The sequence below is a fragment of the Bacillus sp. NTK074B genome, assembly GCF_017303375.1.
Taxonomy (GTDB): domain Bacteria; phylum Bacillota; class Bacilli; order Bacillales; family Bacillaceae_B; genus Rossellomorea.
In genome coordinates this window covers 311,564-331,395 of record NZ_JAFKOH010000004.1, presented here as the reverse complement: position 1 = coordinate 331,395, position 19,832 = coordinate 311,564, and the positions used below count along the sequence as shown (strand labels likewise).

Sequence of the window (19,832 nt, the reverse complement as noted above, 5' to 3'; positions counted from 1 at the left end):
GGTGTCATCCAGCTCCGGCGGCTAGAGGCTCGAGGTCATAAGCTAAACCTGCCAAAAAGGCAAAGAACGCCTTTCCGGCAGGTCCATCTTATGCTTGTCGCCTCTGGGCGAGCCGCCTCCGCTTTTGGTGTCATCCAGCTCCGGCGGCTAGAGGCTCGAGGTCATAAGCTAAACCTGCCAAAAAGGCAAAGAACGCCTTTCCGGCAGGTCCATCTTATGCTTGTCGCCTCTGGGCGAGCCGCCTCCGCTTTTGTAGGTGATGCGACTCCCACCCACAAATGATATAATACGTTAGATGGATGTATGAATGGAGGAACAGTGCATGTATGATGTCCAAGAGTGGCGCCATGTGTTTAAACTAGATCCGAATAAGACAATAGATGATGAAGATTTAGAAGCAGTATGTGAATCAGGAACAGACGCGATCATCGTAGGGGGAACGGACGGTGTAACCCTTGAAAAGGTTCTTGATTTGATGGCACGAGTGAGACGATATACGGTTCCTTGTATTCTGGAAGTATCAAATCTGGAGTCGATCACTCCGGGGTTCGATCTGTATTTTATACCAATGGTGATGAATAGCTCGGATATGAACTGGGTGACGGGTTTGCATCACCAGGCGGTCAAGGAATATGGAGAAATTATGAATTGGGATGAAATCCTTGTAGAAGGATATTGTATATTGAACCGTGACTGCAAAGCAGCCCAGGTAACGAAAGCAAACACAGATATTTCAAGTGAAGACGCGGCAGCTTATGCCATGATGGCCGAAAGGATGTTCAACCTGCCGATTTTTTACCTTGAGTACAGTGGTACATATGGGGACGTCGAAACAGTTAAAGAAGTGAAAGATTCGTTGGAAAACACGACCTTATTCTATGGTGGGGGCATCAAATCCGCACAGCAGGCGAAGGAGATGGCCGAGGTTTCAGATGTGGTTGTCGTTGGGAATGCTGTGTATGAGAATATGAAAGAGGCGTTAAAAACGGTAAAAGCAGTAAAGGGGTAAAGATCCTACTGGAGGTCGGTCCCTGAATAAGATATAATGGAAACACAAAATAGAACAAATGTTCGTTATGGTGGTGAGAGAGTATGCAATTTTTGACTGATCGATTGTTGAATGGAATGAATCCCGAGCAGGCGGAAGCTGTGAAGGCAACGGAGGGACCTTTGCTGATCATGGCAGGGGCAGGCTCAGGGAAGACGAGAGTATTGACGCACCGGATTGCGTATTTAATGGTGGAAAAAGGGGTCAATCCTTACAATGTTTTAGCAATTACCTTTACAAATAAAGCGGCGAGAGAAATGAAAGATCGTATCCATAACATCCTTGGCGGAGCATCTGACAACATCTGGATCTCAACCTTCCACAGCATGTGCGTAAGGATCCTCCGCCGTGATATCGACCGGATCGGAATGAACCGGAATTTCACGATCCTGGATTCGACGGACCAGCAGTCTGTCATCAAATCCATTTTAAAAGAAAAAAATATTGATCCGAAGAAATTTGATCCACGTTCCCTTCTTGGATCCATCAGTTCTGCGAAGAATGAGCTGACCACACCTGAAGAATTATCCAAACAGGTAGGGGGATATTACGACCAGGTCGTTTCGGATATTTACAGTGAATATCAAAAGCGGTTACGAAAGAATCAGGCCCTGGATTTCGATGACCTGATCATGACGACGATTCAATTGTTTCAACGTGTACCTGAAGTGCTGGAATTCTATCAGCGTAAGTTCCAGTATATTCATGTGGATGAGTATCAGGATACGAATAGGGCGCAGTATATGCTCGTGAAACTGCTCGCATCCCGCTTCCAGAACCTATGTGTCGTAGGGGATTCGGATCAGTCGATATACAAATGGCGCGGTGCGGACATTGCCAATATCCTTTCTTTCGAGAAGGATTACCCAAGAGCTACCGTCATTTTCCTTGAACAGAATTATCGTTCAACGAAGAGGATCCTCCAAGCGGCGAATGAAGTCATCCAAAAGAATTCCAATCGTAAACCGAAGAATCTGTGGACGGAAAATCATGACGGGGAGAAGATCTCCTATTTCAGGGCGGATACCGAGCAGACCGAAGCCCAATTCGTCACGGGTAAAATTAAAGAAATGATGGAGGGCGGCAAGAGAAAGTATTCTGATTTTGCCATCCTGTACCGTACAAATGCCCAGTCCCGTGTCATGGAGGAAGTTCTGCTTAAATCGAATATCGAATACTCCATCGTCGGCGGCATCAAGTTCTACGACCGTAAAGAGATCAAGGATATTTTAGCCTACTTAAGGCTTATTTCAAATCCGGACGATGACATCAGCCTGCAGCGTGTCATCAATGTGCCCAAAAGGGGTGTCGGGGCGACATCGATTGATAAGATCGCCCGTTACGCACAGGATCATGATATTTCCATGTTCAAGGCCCTCGCAGAAGCCGATTTCATCGGGCTCAGCCCTAAAATCACCAAGGCTGTGATTGAATTCATGGAAATGGTGAAAGGCTATACGAACATGCAGGAGTATCTGTCTGTCACGGAACTGGTAGAAGAAATCCTCGAGAAATCAGGGTATACCGATATGCTGAAAGCGGAAAAGTCCATTGAATCCCAATCTAGACTGGAGAACTTGGACGAGTTCCTCTCTGTAACGAAGAGCTTCGAGCAATCCAACGACGATAAGAGCCTCGTGGCATTCCTGACAGACCTTGCCCTGGTTGCCGACATCGATAAGCTTGATGAAGATGACCAGCCGAAAGATACCGTCATCTTAATGACCCTGCACGCAGCCAAAGGTCTTGAATTTCCTGTCGTATTCCTTATGGGGATGGAGGAAGGGGTATTCCCTCACAGCCGTTCCCTGATGGAAGAGGATGAAATGGAAGAAGAGCGCCGTTTGGCGTACGTGGGGATCACCCGTGCAGAAGAGCAACTCTTCCTGACCAATGCCCAGATGAGGACGCTCTTCGGGCAAACGAAGATGAATCCTGTTTCCCGATTCATTAATGAAATTCCTGCAGACTTGTTGGATGATGTGATGGCTGAGAAGAAGAGTGCCTTCACGCCTTTCGGGAAATCAGCGGCGAAGTCACCGGCACGTCCCGCCCCCCGTAAGCCGGTTGCACGTCCAGTCCAGACCACTACGGGCGGAGAATCCGTTGCCTGGCAGGTTGGGGATAAAGCCCAGCATAAGAAGTGGGGGACGGGAACGGTTGTCAGTGTGAAAGGATCCGGAGACAGTGTCGAACTCGATATTGCCTTCCCTAGTCCAATGGGAATCAAGCGTCTCCTGGCTAAATTTGCCCCAATCGAAAAAGCATGACGTATCGGGAAGGGGAGTCCCTTCCGAACTGACTGAATATCTAAGCAAGAAAGGGTTGTGGAAATGGATCGACAATCAGCCGAAAAGCGTATCAATGAACTGCACGAACTGTTAAATCAATATAACTATGAATACCATGTTCTCGACAAGCCTTCTGTACCGGATTCGGAGTATGATCAGCTTCTTCGGGAACTGATTGAACTCGAAGACCAATTTCCGGAATTGAAATCTGCGGATTCTCCCTCCCAACGCGTAGGGGGCACCATTCTCGAGTCCTTTAATAAAGTAGAGCATAGAACTCCGATGTTGAGTCTTGGAAATGCCTTCAATGAAGAAGATCTTCGTGACTTTGATCGCCGTGTCCGTCAAGCAGTAGGGGATGAGTTTTCCTATGTTTGCGAGCTGAAGATTGATGGATTGGCCGTCTCCCTCAGATATGAAGATGGGGCGTTCGTCCAGGGGGCAACAAGGGGGGATGGTGAAATAGGTGAAGATATCACGTCGAATCTGAAGACGATCCGTTCCATTCCGTTAAAAATCTCAGAAAAGATGTCCTTCGAGGTACGGGGGGAAGCCTTCATGCCGAAAGGATCCTTCGAAGCACTGAATAGAATCAAAGAAGAAAAAGCAGAAGAGCCCTTTGCCAATCCGCGTAATGCGGCTGCGGGTTCACTGCGTCAGCTTGATCCGAAGATTGCAGCATCAAGGAACCTTGATATTTTCCTATATGCGTTAGCTGATATAGGAGACACAGGGATTCACTCTCATAGTGAGGGACTGGATACGTTGGACAAACTCGGTTTTAAAACGAATCCTGAGCGTAAACGTTGTGAGACGATCGAAGAAGTCCTTGATTTTGTCGGGAATTGGACGGAAGAACGCCCCAACCTATCATATGACATAGACGGTATCGTCATAAAAGTCGACTCCCTTGATCAGCAAGAGGAACTGGGAACGACAGCCAAAAGCCCGAGGTGGGCCATTGCCTTCAAGTTCCCGGCGGAAGAAGTAGTCACGGTTCTTAAGGAAATTGAATTGAGTGTAGGTCGTACAGGCGTCGTCACGCCAACGGCCATTCTGGAACCGGTTCGAGTAGCAGGAACGACCGTACAACGCGCCTCCCTTCACAATGAGGACCTTATACGTGAAAAAGACATCAAAATCGGTGACCATGTCGTCATCAAAAAAGCGGGAGACATCATCCCTGAAGTGGTCAACGTACTGGAAGATAAGAGAACCGGTGACGAACAGGAATTCCTGATGCCGACCCATTGTCCGGAATGTGAAAGTGAGCTTGTGAGACTCGAAGGGGAAGTGGCCCTTCGCTGTATCAACCCGAAATGTCCTGCGCAAATCCGGGAAGGCCTCATACACTTTGTATCCAGGAATGCCATGAACATCGATGGACTTGGTGAAAAAGTGATCAGCCAGTTATTCAGGGAGAAACTGATCCAAGATGTTGCCGACTTATACAGACTAGAGCGGGATCAGCTTCTTCAGCTGGAACGGATGGGTGAGAAATCCGTTGATAACCTTCTGGAAGCCATTCAAACGTCGAAAGCGAATTCCTTGGAGAAACTGTTATTCGGTCTCGGTATCCGTCACGTCGGAGCCAAAGCGGCGAAGACCCTCGCACAGGAATTCGGAACCATGGACAAGCTGATGGAACTGGGGAAAGAAGAGCTGACGAACGTCAATGAGATCGGGGATAAAATGGCCGATGCCATCGTAGCTTACTTTGAAAATGATGAAGTGAAGGAACTCATTCAAGAACTGAAGGACGCCGGTGTGAACCTTGAATATAAAGGACCGAAGCCTGTAGCTGCTAGTGACGTCGACTCGTATTTTGCGGGAAAGACCATTGTCCTTACAGGGAAAATCGAACGCCTGAGCCGGAATGAAGCGAAAGAAAAGATTGAGATGCTCGGCGGGAAAGTAACAGGCAGTGTCAGTAAGAAGACCGATCTTGTCATCGCAGGGGAAGAGGCAGGTTCGAAGCTTGTGAAAGCTAACGAGTTAAATATAGAAGTCTGGGATGAGGATAAGCTGATGGAAGAACTTAACCGATAAGAGGTGTAACGAGGAATGAAAAAAGGGATTTCGGTCGCTCTCTCCGCATTGTTGTTATTAGGAGGCTGTGCTCCGACATTTGAGAAACAGGATCAGGTCGTTCAGGAAAATCAGGATAGCGAAGCAAAGAAAGCCATCATACCAAGCTTCCAAATATCGAAAGAATACTACAAGACGATGCTTCCGTATGAAACGAGCGATACCCGGGGGGTCGTCGTGAATGATCTGGGATCAAGATACGATATCAATGAAATCGAAAAGGGTTTATTAAGAGTGGCTCAAAATCGGTTTTCAACCGAAGATTATTTCTTCAAAGAAGGACAATTTTTAAACAAGAAAACGGTGGACAGCTGGCTGCAACGAAAGTATACAAGCGAACAGCTGAAAGAAAAAGGCCTTCAGGAGTCTCAGAATGTGGGTCTGAATCCCGTGCAGTCAAGTGGTGAAAATGCACCGATTTACTTGGCCCATGTGATTGAACATAATTACTTGATGAAGAAAGAAGACAACAAAGTGCGCCTGGGTGGAGTGGCCATCGCCCTATCCCTGAATTCTGTTCAGTATGAAACCAATATGTCGAATGGGACAAGAACAGTAAAGAAGATCAGCAATGAGGTGTTGAAAGAACAAGGAGCTAAAATTGCCGGTGAAGTCTTGAACCGTCTGCGCCAGAAAAAAGAACTCCAAAACGTTCCGATTATGATCTCCCTTTATAAACAGGCTCCGAAAGATCAAGTCGTGCCTGGGCACTTCTTTGCCTATACGACGGTGGAGCCTGACGAGAACGGCATTCAGGACTGGAAAGGAATCAATGAAGAGTATTATCTATTCCCTTCCCCTGAAGCCCAGGAGAACCATCCGAACGATTATAAAGTCTTTAATGAATTAAAAACAGATATCGAAAAGTATTTCCCAGTCTACACAGGACTGACAGGACAGGCACTCTATCAAGATCAGAAACTGTCCAAAATGGAATTCGAAGTGGCCCTTTCCTTCCAGGGAAAAGCCGAAACCATCGGGTTCGCCCAGCATCTTACCAACATGATCGGGAACCAGGCCCCGGAAAGCTGGGACGTAGAACTCCTCGTCTCCTCTTCCTACGGTCCCGAAGCCCTGATCGTGAAGAAAAAGGGCAGTAAAGAAACCTACTTACACATCTACGAATAAACAGGAAAGAACTAATCCGCACAGGGGTTAGTTCTTTTTTTGAGGGACGGACCTTCCTTTTCCAGAAAAATGAAACCATCAGGCTGATCCATACGTAGAACAGGTAAAGACCAATTGAGGTGAAACGGTATGAACGGATTTTATCTATTTGGACTCATCGTTGCTCTTGTTTTATTCGTTGTCACGCTCATCATGATCCCGATACAGTATCGGTATATTAAAGCGATGGATGAGGAAAGAAGAAAGAATGTGTCCCAGGGGAAGATGTTTGAAGATATGCCTGTCCAGGAACAGGTGTTGCATCACAATGCCCAGTCCAATCCTCTCATCATCCCTGCCAACATCATCGCTCATATCCTATACAAAATGAGAAACAAGGGAGATGGAAAAGGATGATGAGCTTTATTGCCCTTATCGTGGCTGGAACGTCCCTGACCTTTGCTGCCTTAGTCCTTGAACAGAACAAAAAGTTAGAGAAAAGAATCAGCGAATTGGAGCACAAACGTTAACCGACTCTGGTTCCATTATTAAATTAAAGGTCCGTCCCTCACCGCTTTAACGCGATGAGGGACGGACCTTCGTTTTTTATTTAGGGAGCGGTTTAGGGGATTTGCGAAAATTGTCGAATGAAAATTCTGAAAAAAGTGTTCCAAAACAGGTCCATCTGTTATACAATACAAACATGTTAAATAATCTGTATTATAACAATAAGATTTGTTTAATACACATAAGGAGTGAATAGGTTCTATGTCTACTCAGATGGTTGGTATCAAGGTAACCGGGGAAATCAGACCGGGCTTTGCTGACATTTTATCTCCGGAAGCTTTACAGTTTTTAGAGCAGTTGGAACGGAGATTCGGCGACAAACGCAAGGAGCTGTTACACAACCGGGACGAAAAGCAGGAACGGATCAACGGCGGAGAGCTTCCCCGTTTCTTACCAGAAACGGAGTCGATTCGACAAAGTGATTGGAAGGTACGCCCGATACCAAAAGCTTTACAGGATCGAAGGGTGGAAATCACAGGCCCTGTCGATCGAAAGATGGTCATCAATGCTCTGAACTCCGGAGCTAAATGTTTCATGGCATGTTTTGAAGATGCCACTTCACCTACATGGACGAACCTCATAGATGGACAGATTAACCTCAGAGATGCTGTACACCACACGATAGACTTCGAGACAAACGGGAAACGTTATGAATTAAAAGAAGAACATGCCGTACTCATCGTGCGACCAAGGGGGCTTCATCTGGAAGAGAAACATATCGAACTGGATGGAAAACCATTATCGGGAAGCCTTGTGGACTTTGGCTTATTCTTTTTCCATAATGCCACTCATTTAACTTCTGCAGATAAAGGCCCTTATTTTTACTTACCTAAATTAGAATGTCACCAGGAAGCACGGTTTTGGAATGATGTATTCGTCTTTGCACAAGAGTATGTCGGGATCCCAAAAGGGACGATCAAAGCGACGGTACTAATTGAAACGATTACGGCTGCGTTTGAAATGGATGAAATCCTTTATGAGTTAAAAGACCATTCAGCTGGATTGAATTGCGGGAGATGGGATTATATTTTCAGTTATATTAAAAAGCTGCGTGAACAGGATGATGTAATTCTTCCGGATCGTTCGTCGGTCACGATGACAGCGCCATTCATGAGAGCGTATTCACTGCTCACGATCAAGACGTGTCACAGAAGGGGAGCCCCTGCGATAGGCGGGATGGCGGCACAGATTCCTGTAAAGAACGATCCTGTAAAGAATGAAGAAGCGTTCAATAAAGTGAAAACAGACAAAGAAAGAGAAGCGCGTGATGGTCATGACGGGACATGGGTCGCGCATCCCGGATTAGTCCCGGTTGCCATGGACGTATTCAATCATGAAATGAAAATGTCCAATCAGATTGATGTGAAAACATTGGATAGTCTTGAAGTGTCGGAACGGGATCTCCTTGAAGTTCCTCAAGGAGTGATAACGGAAGAGGGTGTCCGCTTGAACATCAATGTGGGCATTCAATATATTTCCTCCTGGCTGAGCGGCCAGGGAGCGGCTCCGATCCACAACCTGATGGAAGATGTGGCAACAGCAGAAATCTCCCGTGCCCAGCTGTGGCAGTGGATCCGCCATCCGAAGGGGATCCTTGATGATGGCCGGAATATCACCATGGAACTCTATGATGGGTTGAAACAGGAAGAACTGACAAAACTCAAAAGCCAACTGGGTGAAGAGCGATACAAAGAACGTCGATTCGTGGAAGCCGTGGAACTATTCGACCAGCTCATCCAAAACGACCAGTTCACAGATTTCCTCACCATCCCGGGCTACGAAATCCTATAAAAAAATATTCAGAGGGACGGACCTCAAGCACATAACCCAAGGCAATAATTGATCGAACATATGAAAATTCAAAAACCAAAAAAGGGAGAGATTTAACATGGTAAAAGCGAATAACGAACGTGTAACGTCACTACAGGAAAACTGGGAAATGGATCAACGCTGGAAGGGTATTGAGCGCCCGTACTCAGCTGAAGACGTTATTCGTCTAAGAGGGTCCATCGACATTGAGCACACTCTGGCCCGCAGGGGTTCTGAAAAGCTGTGGAATCTCCTTCACGAAGAAGCCTATATCAATGCCCTTGGCGCATTGACTGGAAACCAGGCCGTCCAACAGGTAAGAGCCGGTCTGAAAGCCATTTATCTAAGCGGATGGCAGGTCGCAGCGGATGCTAACCTTTCAGGACATATGTATCCCGATCAAAGTCTGTACCCGGCTAACTCCGTCCCATCTGTCGTAAAGCGGATCAACCAGGCCCTGCAACGTGCCGATCAGGTTCATTATGTGGAAGGGGACGAATCCATTGATTGGTTCGTGCCGATCGTGGCCGATGCCGAAGCTGGATTCGGAGGCCAGTTGAACGTGTTCGAATTAATGAAGGGGATGATTGAAGCAGGGGCTTCTGCCGTCCACTTCGAAGACCAGCTTTCTTCTGAGAAGAAGTGCGGTCATTTAGGAGGGAAAGTACTTCTTCCTACCCAAACGGCAGTTAAGAACCTTATCTCTGCCCGTCTTGCTTCGGATGTAATGGGCGTACCGACATTGATCGTTGCACGTACGGATGCGAATGCGGCGGATTTGATCACGAGTGATGTAGATCCGTATGATGCGCCGTTCATTTCGGGCGACCGCACGCCGGAAGGGTTTTTCCGCACAAATGCCGGACTTGACCAGGCAATCGCAAGAGGGCTTGCATATGCTCCTTATGCTGATCTTGTATGGTGTGAAACGTCTGAACCGAATCTTGAAGAAGCACGACGATTTGCTGAGGCGATCCATGCTGAACATCCAGGTAAATTACTGGCATATAACTGTTCGCCATCCTTTAACTGGAAGAAAAAATTGGATGATGAAACAATCGCCAAATTCCAAGTGGAGCTTGGAAAAATGGGCTATAAATTCCAGTTCGTCACACTTGCAGGTTTCCACGCATTGAACCACAGTATGTTCGAGCTTGCAAGAGGGTACAAAGATCGCGGTATGGCTGCTTATTCACAGCTTCAGGAAGCAGAATTTGCAAGCGAGAAGCACGGATATTCCGCTACTAGACATCAGCGTGAAGTCGGAACAGGTTATTTTGACGAAGTATCCATGGTGATTTCAGGCGGCACTTCCTCCACAACCGCTCTGAAAGGTTCGACGGAGGCAGCACAATTCTAAAACAGTATTAAAATACTCATAAAGGTCCGTCCCTCACCAGCGAGGGACGGACCTTTATTTGTGTTTGCATGTAGTACGATCGAAGTGATTGTGTGAATAGAGTAACTTTGATGAAAAATTTATAAATATACTATTGATTTTATTAATATACACTCATATAATTAGACCTAATTTAAATTTATTGTCTGGAGTGATTGGTATTGAATGTTGGTATTGTTGGCAGTACTGGGTACGGAGGTGTGGAATTGTATCGTCTTTTATCAAATCACCCGGATGTGAATGAATGCATTTTGTATTCATCATCGTTAGATGGGACTTCCTATGCGGAGGAGTATCCGCATTTATCTGGGCTATCCCGGGAAAAGGTGAAGCCGATCGTGACGGAGGAGATGCACCAGCTTGATTTCGTTTTTCTCGCGGCCCCTTCTGGCGTTTCAAAGACGCTTACTCAGAAACTCATCGGGAAAAAGGCCAAAGTGATCGATCTTTCAGGAGACCTTCGATTGAAGGACCCCGGTGAATATGAAAAATGGTATAAAGGTGAATCGGCACCGAAACACATCCTGGACAAAGCCGTTTACGGACTGACTGAACTCAATCGCGAAGCCATCAGGGACGCAGTTCTGATTGCGAACCCCGGGTGCTTTCCGACGGCAACACTGTTAGGTCTTGCCCCACTATTTCATCACAATCCCATAAAGCCCAACTCCCTGATTATCGATGCGAAAACGGGATTATCCGGAGCGGGGAGAAAAGCGACTCAGTCCAGCCACTTCTCGGAGACACAGGAAAATCTACGAATCTATAAAGTCCATGAGCACCAGCATACTCCGGAAATCGAACAGCAGTTAAAGATATGGGACAGTGAAACGGGACCGATCACGTTCTCCACCCATCTTATTCCCATGACCAGGGGGATCATGGTGACGATGTACGCAGAATTAAAGGACACCTCTATCACAGGGGAGTTACACAGCCTCTATCACAGCTTTTTTGAAAGGAGTCCTTTCATCCGGGTGCGCCAGATAGGTCAGTTCCCAAGTACAAAAGAAGTGTTCGGTACCAACTTCTGTGATGTATCCATCAAAGCCGATCCACGGACAAACCGGGTAACGATTGTGTCAGCGATTGATAACCTGGTCAAGGGGGCGGCAGGTCAAGCGGTGCAGAATATGAATGTGATGCTCGGAATAGACGAAACGACGGGACTTCATCATTATCCAATTTATCCATAAGAGGGGGAGAATCCATGAAACTGGTTAAAGAAAAGGGTGTTCGACGGATTGAGGGAGGAACGATTCTGTCGCCACTTGGGTATAAGGCGGGCGGAATCCACGCGGGACTTCGATATTCAAAAAAGGATTTCGGGGTCATTTACAGCGAGAAACCCGCTCACTGCGGAGCGGTCTATACCCAAAGTCACTTTCAAGCGGCACCCCTTAAAGTCACACAGGAAAGCATCTCTCAATCTCATAAACTGCAGGCGATCGTCGTGAACAGTGCGATTGCCAATGCATGTACAGGTGAACAAGGGCTGAAAGATGCGTATCAAACAAGGGAATGGATTGCCGGGCGGTTCCAAATTCCTGAAGAGTATGTGGCTGTGGCATCAACCGGGGTCATCGGCGAATGGCTTCCGATGGAAAAGATGAAAAGGGGCTGCATGGAAATCCGGGTCGCCGGGAGTTTGGAAGATGCCCGGTCGTTCCAGAAGGCGATCCTCACCACGGATACCATCGAGAAAACGTCCTGCTGTCAGGTACTGATCGGCGGGGAAACGGTGACCATAGGAGGGTGTGCGAAAGGTTCGGGAATGATCCATCCGAATATGGCGACGATGCTCGGTTTCATCACAACGGATGCCAACATCCCATCGGACGTGTTACAAACCGCCCTCAAAACCGCCATCGACCAATCCTTTAATCAAATTACCGTAGACGGGGAAACGTCCACCAATGACATGGTCATCAGCATGGCAAACGGGATGGTAGAACATGATGTCCTGGGGGAAACTCATCCTGATTGGCATCACTTTCAAGCAGGATTGAACACGGTATGTGAAGATCTGGCCAAACAAATCGCGAGGGACGGGGAAGGAGCAACCAAACTGGTGGAAGTGGGTGTCACAGGGGCGAACTCCCATCAAGAGGCCAATATCATAGCAAAGAAGATTGTCGGATCCAACTTAGTGAAGACGGCCATCTTCGGCGGGGATCCCAACTGGGGAAGGATCGTTGGAGCCATGGGACACAGCGGAGTAGCTCTCAACCCTCATCAATGTGATATCTCGATCGGGGACATCCTCGTATTTTCAGATGGAACGCCTCAACCATTCAATGAGGAAGAAGTGAGCCGGTATATGCAGGCTGAACAAGTGAGGATTAGCGTCTTCCTGTACGGCGGCGAAGGACAAGGAAAAGCGTGGGGGTGCGATCTTACGTATGATTACGTCAAAATCAATGCAAGTTACCGAACATAAGAACGTTTTGGTGGTGAAGCTGGGTGGCAGCATCCTTTCCAAGGTTTCAGCCTCTTTCTATCAAAGTATAAGAGACCTGCAGCGGAGCCATCATGTCATCATCGTTCACGGTGGGGGGCCGGACATCACGGCTACACTCGGGGTGCTTGGAATACAGTCCACATTCATTGACGGGCAGCGAAAGACCACGGATGATGTTTTCGCCATTGCTGAACAAGTTTTAAAAGGCAAGGTGAATAGCGAACTCGTCCATCGACTCAACCATGCAGGAGTCAATGCCATTGGATTGAGCGGGTACGATGCCCAGTTGTTAAAGGCGAGTTTCATAGATGAAGAGTCTCTCGGATATGTCGGAAAAATAGAAGAGGTGAACCTCACACTGCTTCACAACTTACTGTCATTGAACTATTTGCCCGTCATTGCCCCCCTTGCATCAACCGCCGGAGGGCAACGGGTGAATATCAATGCAGACCTGGCCGCTTCAGCTGTCGCCAAGGCTCTGAATGCAGAAAAAATGGTGTTTGTCACGGATGTTCCGGGTATTCTGAAAGATGGTGAACTTGTTTCACGTGTAACAATGGAGGACATTAATCAGTATATCGACTCCGGGGTGATCTATGGAGGGATGATCCCAAAGGTACAGGCCGCTTTATCCGTTCTGCATGAAAACATACACGAGGTGATGATTGTCGGTTGTCAGGACTCTATCATTCAGGACGGAAAAATGATTGGAACACAGATAACGGGTGGAAAAGAGGTAGTAGTATGAGTTATGTATTTCCTACGTATAATCGGTTAGACATAGAATTGGTATCGGGCAACGGCACAAAGGTGCAGGACCGGAATGGGAAAACGTATTTGGATTTCATTTCGGGGATCGCGGTTTGTAATTTGGGTCATTCTCCTTCAGGTGTCAAAGAGGCGGTGAAAAAACAGATGGATGAACTTTGGCATGTGTCGAACCTGTTTCCGATCTCGATGCAGGAAGAGGCAGCTGCGCTTCTCGCTTCTGCAAGCGGTCTGGATGCCGTTTTCTTCTGTAACAGCGGGGCGGAAGCCAATGAAGCGGCTATCAAATTGGCGAAAAAGCATACGGGCAAAACGAAGATCCTCACCTTCAAGCAGTCCTTCCACGGCCGCACCTTTGCGACAATGAGCGCAACAGGACAAGAAAAGATTCATAGAGGCTTCGGGCCGTTACTACCGACATTTGAGTATCTTCCATATAACGATGAAGAGGCACTGTCGGATGTGGAGGATGGGGATGTAGCGGCCATCATGCTGGAAGTGATTCAAGGAGAAGGGGGAGTCAATCCGGGTACCACATCATTTTTGCAGGCGGTAGAAGCCAAGTGCAGGGAACTGGATGCATTACTAATCATCGATGAAGTCCAGACAGGTGCAGGACGGACGGGTAAACCATTTGCGTATCAGCATTATTCCCTGGATCCGGATATCGTCACGGTTGCAAAAGGGATCGGAAGCGGATTCCCTGTTGGAGCTATGATCGGGAAGGAAGCACTCATTTCATCCTTTTCACCAGGCACTCACGGATCGACTTTCGGAGGAAATCCGTTAGCTATGGCAGCAGCGAAGTCGACAATGGAAACGATCTTTCATGAGGCCTTTTTGCAGGATGTTCAGCGTAAGTCTGAATACTTTATGAATGAACTGAACGACCAGCTGAATGAGTGTACCATTGTAAAAGAGGTGAAGGGAATCGGTTTTATGATGGGGATTTCATTCCATCATGAGGTGAAAGACATCATCACGGAACTGCGGAAAAATGGGTTATTGACTCTTCCTGCCGGCACACAGGTCATCAGGCTTTTGCCACCGTTGACAGTTACTTATAAGGAACTCGATCGGGCTATTCATATTTTAGTCAGTACGATCAAACAGCATCAATCAGCCGGAGTATACTAATTTTTTTAACTATTAATGTATAAAAATACTTAATTATAAATATTTATTCATATTGAGGAGTGCATCTCATGACAGGTTATTTATGTTTGGAAAACGGAAGCATCTTTAAAGGGGAAATCATCATGGATGAGATTGACCCCGTTCAGGGTGAAATTGTCTTTTTTACGGGGATGACCGGCTATCAGGAAGTGTTGACGGACCCTTCGTACAAAGATCAGATCGTCGTCTTCACTTATCCTCTCATCGGCCAGTACGGAGTGAATGAGGATGATTTCGAAAGCGGAGAGCCCCAGGTCAAAGGGGTCATCATGCTCAATTCGCCAGACGCCTACTCCCACTATTATGCCACTTCTTCATTGAAGGACTATCTCGTGAAGTGGAAAATTCCGTTCATGACAGGGGTGGACACAAGAGAGGTTGTCAAGACGATCCGTGATGGAGGGAGTCAAAATGCCTGTATTGCGTATACGGAAATACTCCCGGGGAAGGAAAGGCTGACAGGTCAAATCGAAAAAGTAGCGCTCACGGAGATTCGTCAGGTGGGAAGTGGGAGCAAGCATATTGCCGTCGTCGATTTCGGCGTGAAGAAATCGATTGTAAGCAGTTTGCTCAAAATGGACTGTCTCGTTACGGTCATCCCGTTTCACCAATTGGAGTTGTTGGACCAGTTGAGCATCGATGGCCTGGTGTTATCCAACGGCCCCGGGGACCCGAAGGAAATGATAGCATTCCTGCCCCGACTGAAAGAGAACATCATGGGGACCCCGACCCTTGGCATCTGCCTGGGCCATCAATTGATCGCCCTTGCCCTTGGAGGGGACACGGAACGATTATTGTTTGGGCACAGAGGAGCGAATCATCCCGTCATGGATCATCAAACGGGTGAGGTTTTCATCACCTCGCAAAATCATAATTATGTGGTGAACAAGGAAAGCCTGGTCGGTACCGGCCTTGAGCCACGTTTTATCAACGTGAATGATGGTTCAATTGAAGGACTTCAGCATAAGGATAAACCGATCCTGTCCGCTCAATTCCATCCTGAAGCGCGTCCGGGACCTGAAGATGCGTCGTGGATATTCCATCAATTCTATCAATCGATTAAACAACCAGGGAGAGAGAAATTATATGCCTAAAGATTCCAGTATACAGAAAATCCTGATCATCGGGTCGGGCCCCATCATCATCGGGCAGGCCGCTGAATTTGATTACTCCGGTACACAGGGGTGCCTTGCCCTGAAGGAAGAGGGCTATGAGGTGATCCTTGTAAACCATAATCCCGCCACCATCATGACGGATACGGCTTACGCCGATAAAGTGTATTGTGAGCCCCTTTCCATCAAGTCTGTGACGGCCATCATCGAAAAAGAACGACCCCATGGATTGGTGGCAGGCCTCGGCGGGCAGACCGCCTTGAATCTTGCCGTCAAACTGGATGAGAAAAGGATTCTTGCCAAGTACGGCGTAAAGCTTCTCGGTACCTCCGTAGATTCCATTCAAAAGGGGGAGGATCGAGAGAAGTTCCGTTCGTTAATGGAGGAGCTTGGCCATCCGACGGCTGAAAGCAGCATCGTTCATGACTTGGAAGGTGCGCTGACTTTCTCTGGAACGATCGCATTCCCGATCATCGTTCGTCCTGCTTATACGTTAGGGGGAAGAGGCGGCGGGATCGCTTCTACGATGGAGGAATACAGAAAGCTCATTTTATCGGGAATGAAGGCGAGTCCCATCCATCAAGTCCTCGTGGAAAAGAGCATCGCCGGCTTCAAAGAGATCGAGTATGAAGTGATGAGAGATTCGAAAGGAAATTGTATATCGGTCTGTAATATGGAAAACTTTGATCCGGTTGGGGTCCATACAGGGGATTCTATCGTGGTCGCTCCGTCCCAGACCCTGACAGATCAAGAATTCCAAATGCTCCGTACAGCGGCATTTGAAATTATCAGTGCCCTTAAGGTAGTGGGAGGATGCAATATCCAATTTGCTTTAGACCCTAACAGCAAACAGTACTATGTAATAGAAGTGAACCCCCGTGTGAGCAGATCTTCTGCCCTTGCATCAAAGGCAACGGGCTATCCCATTGCCAAGATCGCGGTGAAGCTTGCTGTTGGTTACGCATTGAATGAAATCATCAATCCGCTGACGAGGACGACCTATGCAAGCTTTGAGCCTGCCCTTGACTATACGGTGGTGAAGTTTCCGAGATGGCCGTTCGACAAGTTTCCTGAAGCGAACCGGGTTCTTGGGACAAAGATGAAGGCAACGGGTGAAGTGATGGCGATTGAGCGCTCACTTGAGGCCGCTTTTCAAAAGGCCATCCAATCATTGGATATGTCTGTAGAGAACATCTATAGAGGACTGACGGGTGTGTCGGCTCAAGACTTGAAAGAAAAGATTGAGGTGCCTACGGATACACGATTCTTTGAACTGATGGAGCTGTTAAGAAGAGGCCATGCGGTTGCCGATCTTCATGAGAAGACTGGAATCGATGAGCTGTTCCTGTCGGTTATGAGGAATCTGGTGTCTATGGAAAAAAAGCTTCAGAGCATGCCGCTTACCCCGAAACTTTTGAAAAAAGCAAAAGAATTCAGATTTGAGGATAAAATCATTGCCGGATTCACGGGGAAATCAGAAGCGGATATCACCACGATAAGAGTGGAGGACGGGCTCGTCCCTGCGTTCAAAATGGTGGATACATGCGCCGGAGAATTTGAAGCCATCACGAACTATGCGTATTCCACCTACTATGGTTCAAATGAGATAAAGCCCTTGGCGGGTGAGAAGAAAGTGATGATCATCGGGGCGGGACCGATCCGGATCGGTCAGGGTGTCGAATTCGATTACAGTGCCGTCAAGGCGATCCAGCGCCTGAAAGAGCATGGATACACCACGATCATGGTGAACAATAATCCCGAGACCGTCAGCACCGATTATGAGACGGCGGACCGATTATATTTTGAACCGATTACGATGGAATCTGTCCTTTCGATCATTGATCATGAAAAAGTGGATTCGGTCCTTGTCCAATTTGGCGGACAGACGGCGTTGAATCTGGCCGGGAAACTGGAAGAAGCGGGTGTGAAGTTACTTGGGACGTCTAACGATTCGATCGATCGGGTGGAAAACCGGGAACGATTTTATCAGTTATTGGATGACGAAGGGATTGCACGGGTGAATGGAGAGATCTGTCATAACAGGGAAGAGGCATTGCAGGTGGCGCGTCATTTAGCTTTCCCACTTCTTTGCCGCCCTTCCTACGTCATTGGCGGCAAAGGCATGGTGAAGGTGAAGACACCGGAAGAAATGCAATGTTTCATTCAGGAAGCAGAGAAAGAGTATTTCCCTATTTTAGTAGATGAATTCAAGGAGGGACAGGAAGTGGAAATCGATCTTGTAGGGGACGGTACCCACGCATATGTGCCAGGAGTGATGGAGCATATTGAACGGGCAGGCGTCCACTCGGGAGACAGCATGTCCATCTTCCCTTCTGAGTCCCTCTCTGAGGAAATAATAGAGACCATCGAAGGCTATGCATGTAAGATAGTCACCACCCTTCAGTATGAAGGACTCATGAATATTCAATTCCTGCTGAAGGATCAACAGGTATACGTGCTGGAAGTGAACCCACGGGCCAGCCGTACCGTCCCGATTGTCAGTAAGATCCTTGGCTTTTCATTGATGGATATGGCCATCGATTTAATATGCGGGGAGGACCTGACGATCGATGCTTTTGATACTCCTTCCCAGGTGGATGGGGTCGGAGTGAAGTATCCTGTATTTTCATCCCACGCCCTGCCGGAAATCGATCAAACGCTGGGTGCAAATATGAAGTCGACGGGAGAAGGGTTGTGTCTCGGTGAAACCGTCGAAGAAGCTTTGTATAAAGTGTTTGAAGAGATACATGCGGGAGTGGAAGCCGGCGGGACGATTTACGTCGACAGCCCACACCCGGAAATAAGTCAGTATCAGACAGCCCCGGAGGATATATTCAGTGATTGGATCGAAACAGACACTGCCTGTATCTATTACAGTGATGAGGAATCGGAAGCAATGAAGAAGAGAAGGATCGCTGCTTTAGAGGCAGGAATCACCGTCATGACCGAGGCGGAAACCTTGTACGCCTTCATTCGGAGTAAGAGCGCACTCAATGTGAAACCGAAGCCTTTAGTCCATTCGAAAATCTTGCAGGGAGTGAACGGAGTATAATGAAATCAACCATCGCATCGATACCATATAAGCTGTCTTTAAAAGGAAGAGATCTTGTCACTTGGCTGGATTACACGGACGAAGAAGTACATGAGCTTTTGAATGTTGCACAGTACTTGAAGAAGTACCCACGATCCAAGAGTCTGGAAGGGAAGATCCTCGGAATGATCTTTGAGAAGTCATCTACGAGAACTCGAGTGTCATTTGAAGCGGGGATGCTCCAACTGGGAGGGCATGCCATCTATCTGAACTCCCGTGACATCCAGCTGGGAAGAGGGGAATCGATTGAGGATACGGCACGTGTCCTGTCTTCCTATGTGGATGGAATCATGATCCGGACGTTCGGGACCGGGAAGGTCACACAGCTGGCCGAATACGCCGGCGTTCCCGTTATCAACGGTCTTTGCGATACGTATCATCCCTGTCAGGCATTGGCGGATGTCCTGACGATCCTTGAAATTAAAGGAACATTAAAAGGCCTGAAGGTGGTATACATCGGGGACGGGAACAATGTGGCGCACTCCTTCATGATCCTGTGTGCAAAGCTTGGGATGGACGTTGTCGTTTCTTGCCCGGAAGGTTACGAACCGAAAGAGGAGATCATCGAAAAGACGATGGATCTGGCTTTGGATAGCGGAGGGAGTTTTGCGCTTACGTATGACCCGATAGAGGCGGTAACTGCCGCTGACGTTGTTTACACCGACGTCTGGGCAAGTATGGGACAAGAAGAAGAAGCACTCATGCGTCTTGAAGACTTTAAAGGGTATCAAGTCAATGAAGGGTTGCTTGCACACGCTGCACCTGACGTGACGTTCCTCCATTGCCTTCCTGCCCATCGTGAAGAAGAAGTGACGGCGGCCGTCATCGACGGACCGCATTCAGCAGTGTTTCAACAGGCGGAGAATCGACTGCATGTCCAGAAAGCGATCTTGCAATCTCTATTTTTATAAAAAC

Annotated in this window: 14 protein-coding genes; all 14 read left to right on the top strand. The window is 47.7% G+C overall.

Annotated elements, in window-relative coordinates; all coding sequences use genetic code 11:
• Positions 1-322 precede the first annotated feature (322 nt).
• The 14 genes from JI667_RS09590 (at position 323) to argF (ending at position 19,828) form a co-directional block, all read left to right on the top strand.
• Positions 323-1,009: a heptaprenylglyceryl phosphate synthase gene (locus tag JI667_RS09590; protein WP_206852466.1), complete on the top strand. Its 687-nt coding sequence runs from the start codon at positions 323-325 to the stop codon at positions 1,007-1,009.
• 83 nt (positions 1,010-1,092) lie between these two features.
• A complete protein-coding gene (gene pcrA / locus JI667_RS09585; RefSeq protein WP_206852464.1) occupies positions 1,093-3,318 on the top strand; it encodes a DNA helicase PcrA in 2,226 nt (741 codons plus the stop codon).
• A gap of 63 nt (positions 3,319-3,381) precedes the next feature.
• Positions 3,382-5,388, top strand: coding sequence for an NAD-dependent DNA ligase LigA (gene ligA, locus JI667_RS09580; RefSeq protein ID WP_206852462.1), 2,007 nt, complete (start codon positions 3,382-3,384; stop codon positions 5,386-5,388).
• A 15-nt stretch (positions 5,389-5,403) separates the two neighbouring features.
• Positions 5,404-6,555 carry a CamS family sex pheromone protein gene (locus tag JI667_RS09575; RefSeq protein WP_206852460.1) on the top strand — a complete coding sequence of 384 codons (1,152 nt, stop codon included), beginning with the start codon at positions 5,404-5,406 and terminating at the stop codon, positions 6,553-6,555.
• 129 nt (positions 6,556-6,684) lie between these two features.
• Entirely contained in the window at positions 6,685-6,951 is a 267-nt protein-coding gene (locus JI667_RS09570; RefSeq protein ID WP_206852458.1) for a DUF3949 domain-containing protein, read from the top strand.
• 351 nt (positions 6,952-7,302) lie between these two features.
• The gene (gene aceB, locus JI667_RS09565) at positions 7,303-8,892 is read left to right on the top strand and encodes a malate synthase A (RefSeq protein WP_206852457.1); all 1,590 of its coding nucleotides are present in this window, start codon (positions 7,303-7,305) and stop codon (positions 8,890-8,892) included.
• Positions 8,893-8,989: 97 nt separating this feature from the next.
• Positions 8,990-10,270: an isocitrate lyase gene (gene aceA / locus JI667_RS09560; RefSeq protein WP_206852456.1), complete on the top strand. Its 1,281-nt coding sequence runs from the start codon at positions 8,990-8,992 to the stop codon at positions 10,268-10,270.
• Positions 10,271-10,470: 200 nt separating this feature from the next.
• Positions 10,471-11,505 (top strand): N-acetyl-gamma-glutamyl-phosphate reductase, encoded by a 1,035-nt coding sequence (gene argC / locus JI667_RS09555; RefSeq protein ID WP_206852455.1) that lies wholly within the window; start codon positions 10,471-10,473, stop codon positions 11,503-11,505.
• 14 nt (positions 11,506-11,519) lie between these two features.
• Positions 11,520-12,749, top strand: a complete 1,230-nt coding sequence (argJ, locus tag JI667_RS09550) for a bifunctional ornithine acetyltransferase/N-acetylglutamate synthase (RefSeq protein ID WP_280515481.1) — start codon at positions 11,520-11,522, stop codon at positions 12,747-12,749.
• On the top strand, positions 12,712-13,518 hold the full coding sequence (gene argB, locus JI667_RS09545; protein ID WP_244668271.1) for an acetylglutamate kinase: 807 nt from the start codon (positions 12,712-12,714) through the stop codon (positions 13,516-13,518). The genes argJ and argB overlap by 38 nt, the downstream gene beginning before the upstream one ends.
• The gene (locus JI667_RS09540) at positions 13,515-14,675 is read left to right on the top strand and encodes an acetylornithine transaminase (RefSeq protein WP_206852454.1); all 1,161 of its coding nucleotides are present in this window, start codon (positions 13,515-13,517) and stop codon (positions 14,673-14,675) included. The genes argB and JI667_RS09540 overlap by 4 nt, the downstream gene beginning before the upstream one ends.
• Before the next feature lie 68 nt (positions 14,676-14,743).
• A complete protein-coding gene (locus JI667_RS09535) occupies positions 14,744-15,808 on the top strand; it encodes a carbamoyl phosphate synthase small subunit (protein WP_206852453.1) in 1,065 nt (354 codons plus the stop codon).
• A complete protein-coding gene (locus JI667_RS09530; RefSeq protein ID WP_206852450.1) occupies positions 15,801-18,878 on the top strand; it encodes a carbamoyl phosphate synthase large subunit in 3,078 nt (1,025 codons plus the stop codon). The genes JI667_RS09535 and JI667_RS09530 overlap by 8 nt, the downstream gene beginning before the upstream one ends.
• Positions 18,878-19,828, top strand: a complete 951-nt coding sequence (argF, locus tag JI667_RS09525; RefSeq protein ID WP_206852449.1) for an ornithine carbamoyltransferase — start codon at positions 18,878-18,880, stop codon at positions 19,826-19,828. Before JI667_RS09530 ends, argF begins: the two co-directional genes overlap by 1 nt.
• Positions 19,829-19,832 lie beyond the last annotated feature (4 nt).

Excerpts from the sequence above, each read along its gene's own strand:
- JI667_RS09590 (WP_206852466.1), top strand. The coding sequence starts at position 323 with ATGTATGATGTCCAAGAGTGGCGCCATGTGTTTAAACTAGATCCGAAT.
- pcrA (WP_206852464.1), top strand. The coding sequence starts at position 1,093 with ATGCAATTTTTGACTGATCGATTGTTGAATGGAATGAATCCCGAGCAG.
- ligA (WP_206852462.1), top strand. The coding sequence starts at position 3,382 with ATGGATCGACAATCAGCCGAAAAGCGTATCAATGAACTGCACGAACTG.
- JI667_RS09575 (WP_206852460.1), top strand. The coding sequence starts at position 5,404 with ATGAAAAAAGGGATTTCGGTCGCTCTCTCCGCATTGTTGTTATTAGGA.
- JI667_RS09570 (WP_206852458.1), top strand. The coding sequence starts at position 6,685 with ATGAACGGATTTTATCTATTTGGACTCATCGTTGCTCTTGTTTTATTC.
- aceB (WP_206852457.1), top strand. The coding sequence starts at position 7,303 with ATGTCTACTCAGATGGTTGGTATCAAGGTAACCGGGGAAATCAGACCG.
- aceA (WP_206852456.1), top strand. The coding sequence starts at position 8,990 with ATGGTAAAAGCGAATAACGAACGTGTAACGTCACTACAGGAAAACTGG.
- argJ (WP_280515481.1), top strand. The coding sequence starts at position 11,520 with ATGAAACTGGTTAAAGAAAAGGGTGTTCGACGGATTGAGGGAGGAACG.
- argB (WP_244668271.1), top strand. The coding sequence starts at position 12,712 with ATGATTACGTCAAAATCAATGCAAGTTACCGAACATAAGAACGTTTTG.
- JI667_RS09540 (WP_206852454.1), top strand. The coding sequence starts at position 13,515 with ATGAGTTATGTATTTCCTACGTATAATCGGTTAGACATAGAATTGGTA.
- JI667_RS09535 (WP_206852453.1), top strand. The coding sequence starts at position 14,744 with ATGACAGGTTATTTATGTTTGGAAAACGGAAGCATCTTTAAAGGGGAA.
- JI667_RS09530 (WP_206852450.1), top strand. The coding sequence starts at position 15,801 with ATGCCTAAAGATTCCAGTATACAGAAAATCCTGATCATCGGGTCGGGC.
- argF (WP_206852449.1), top strand. The coding sequence starts at position 18,878 with ATGAAATCAACCATCGCATCGATACCATATAAGCTGTCTTTAAAAGGA.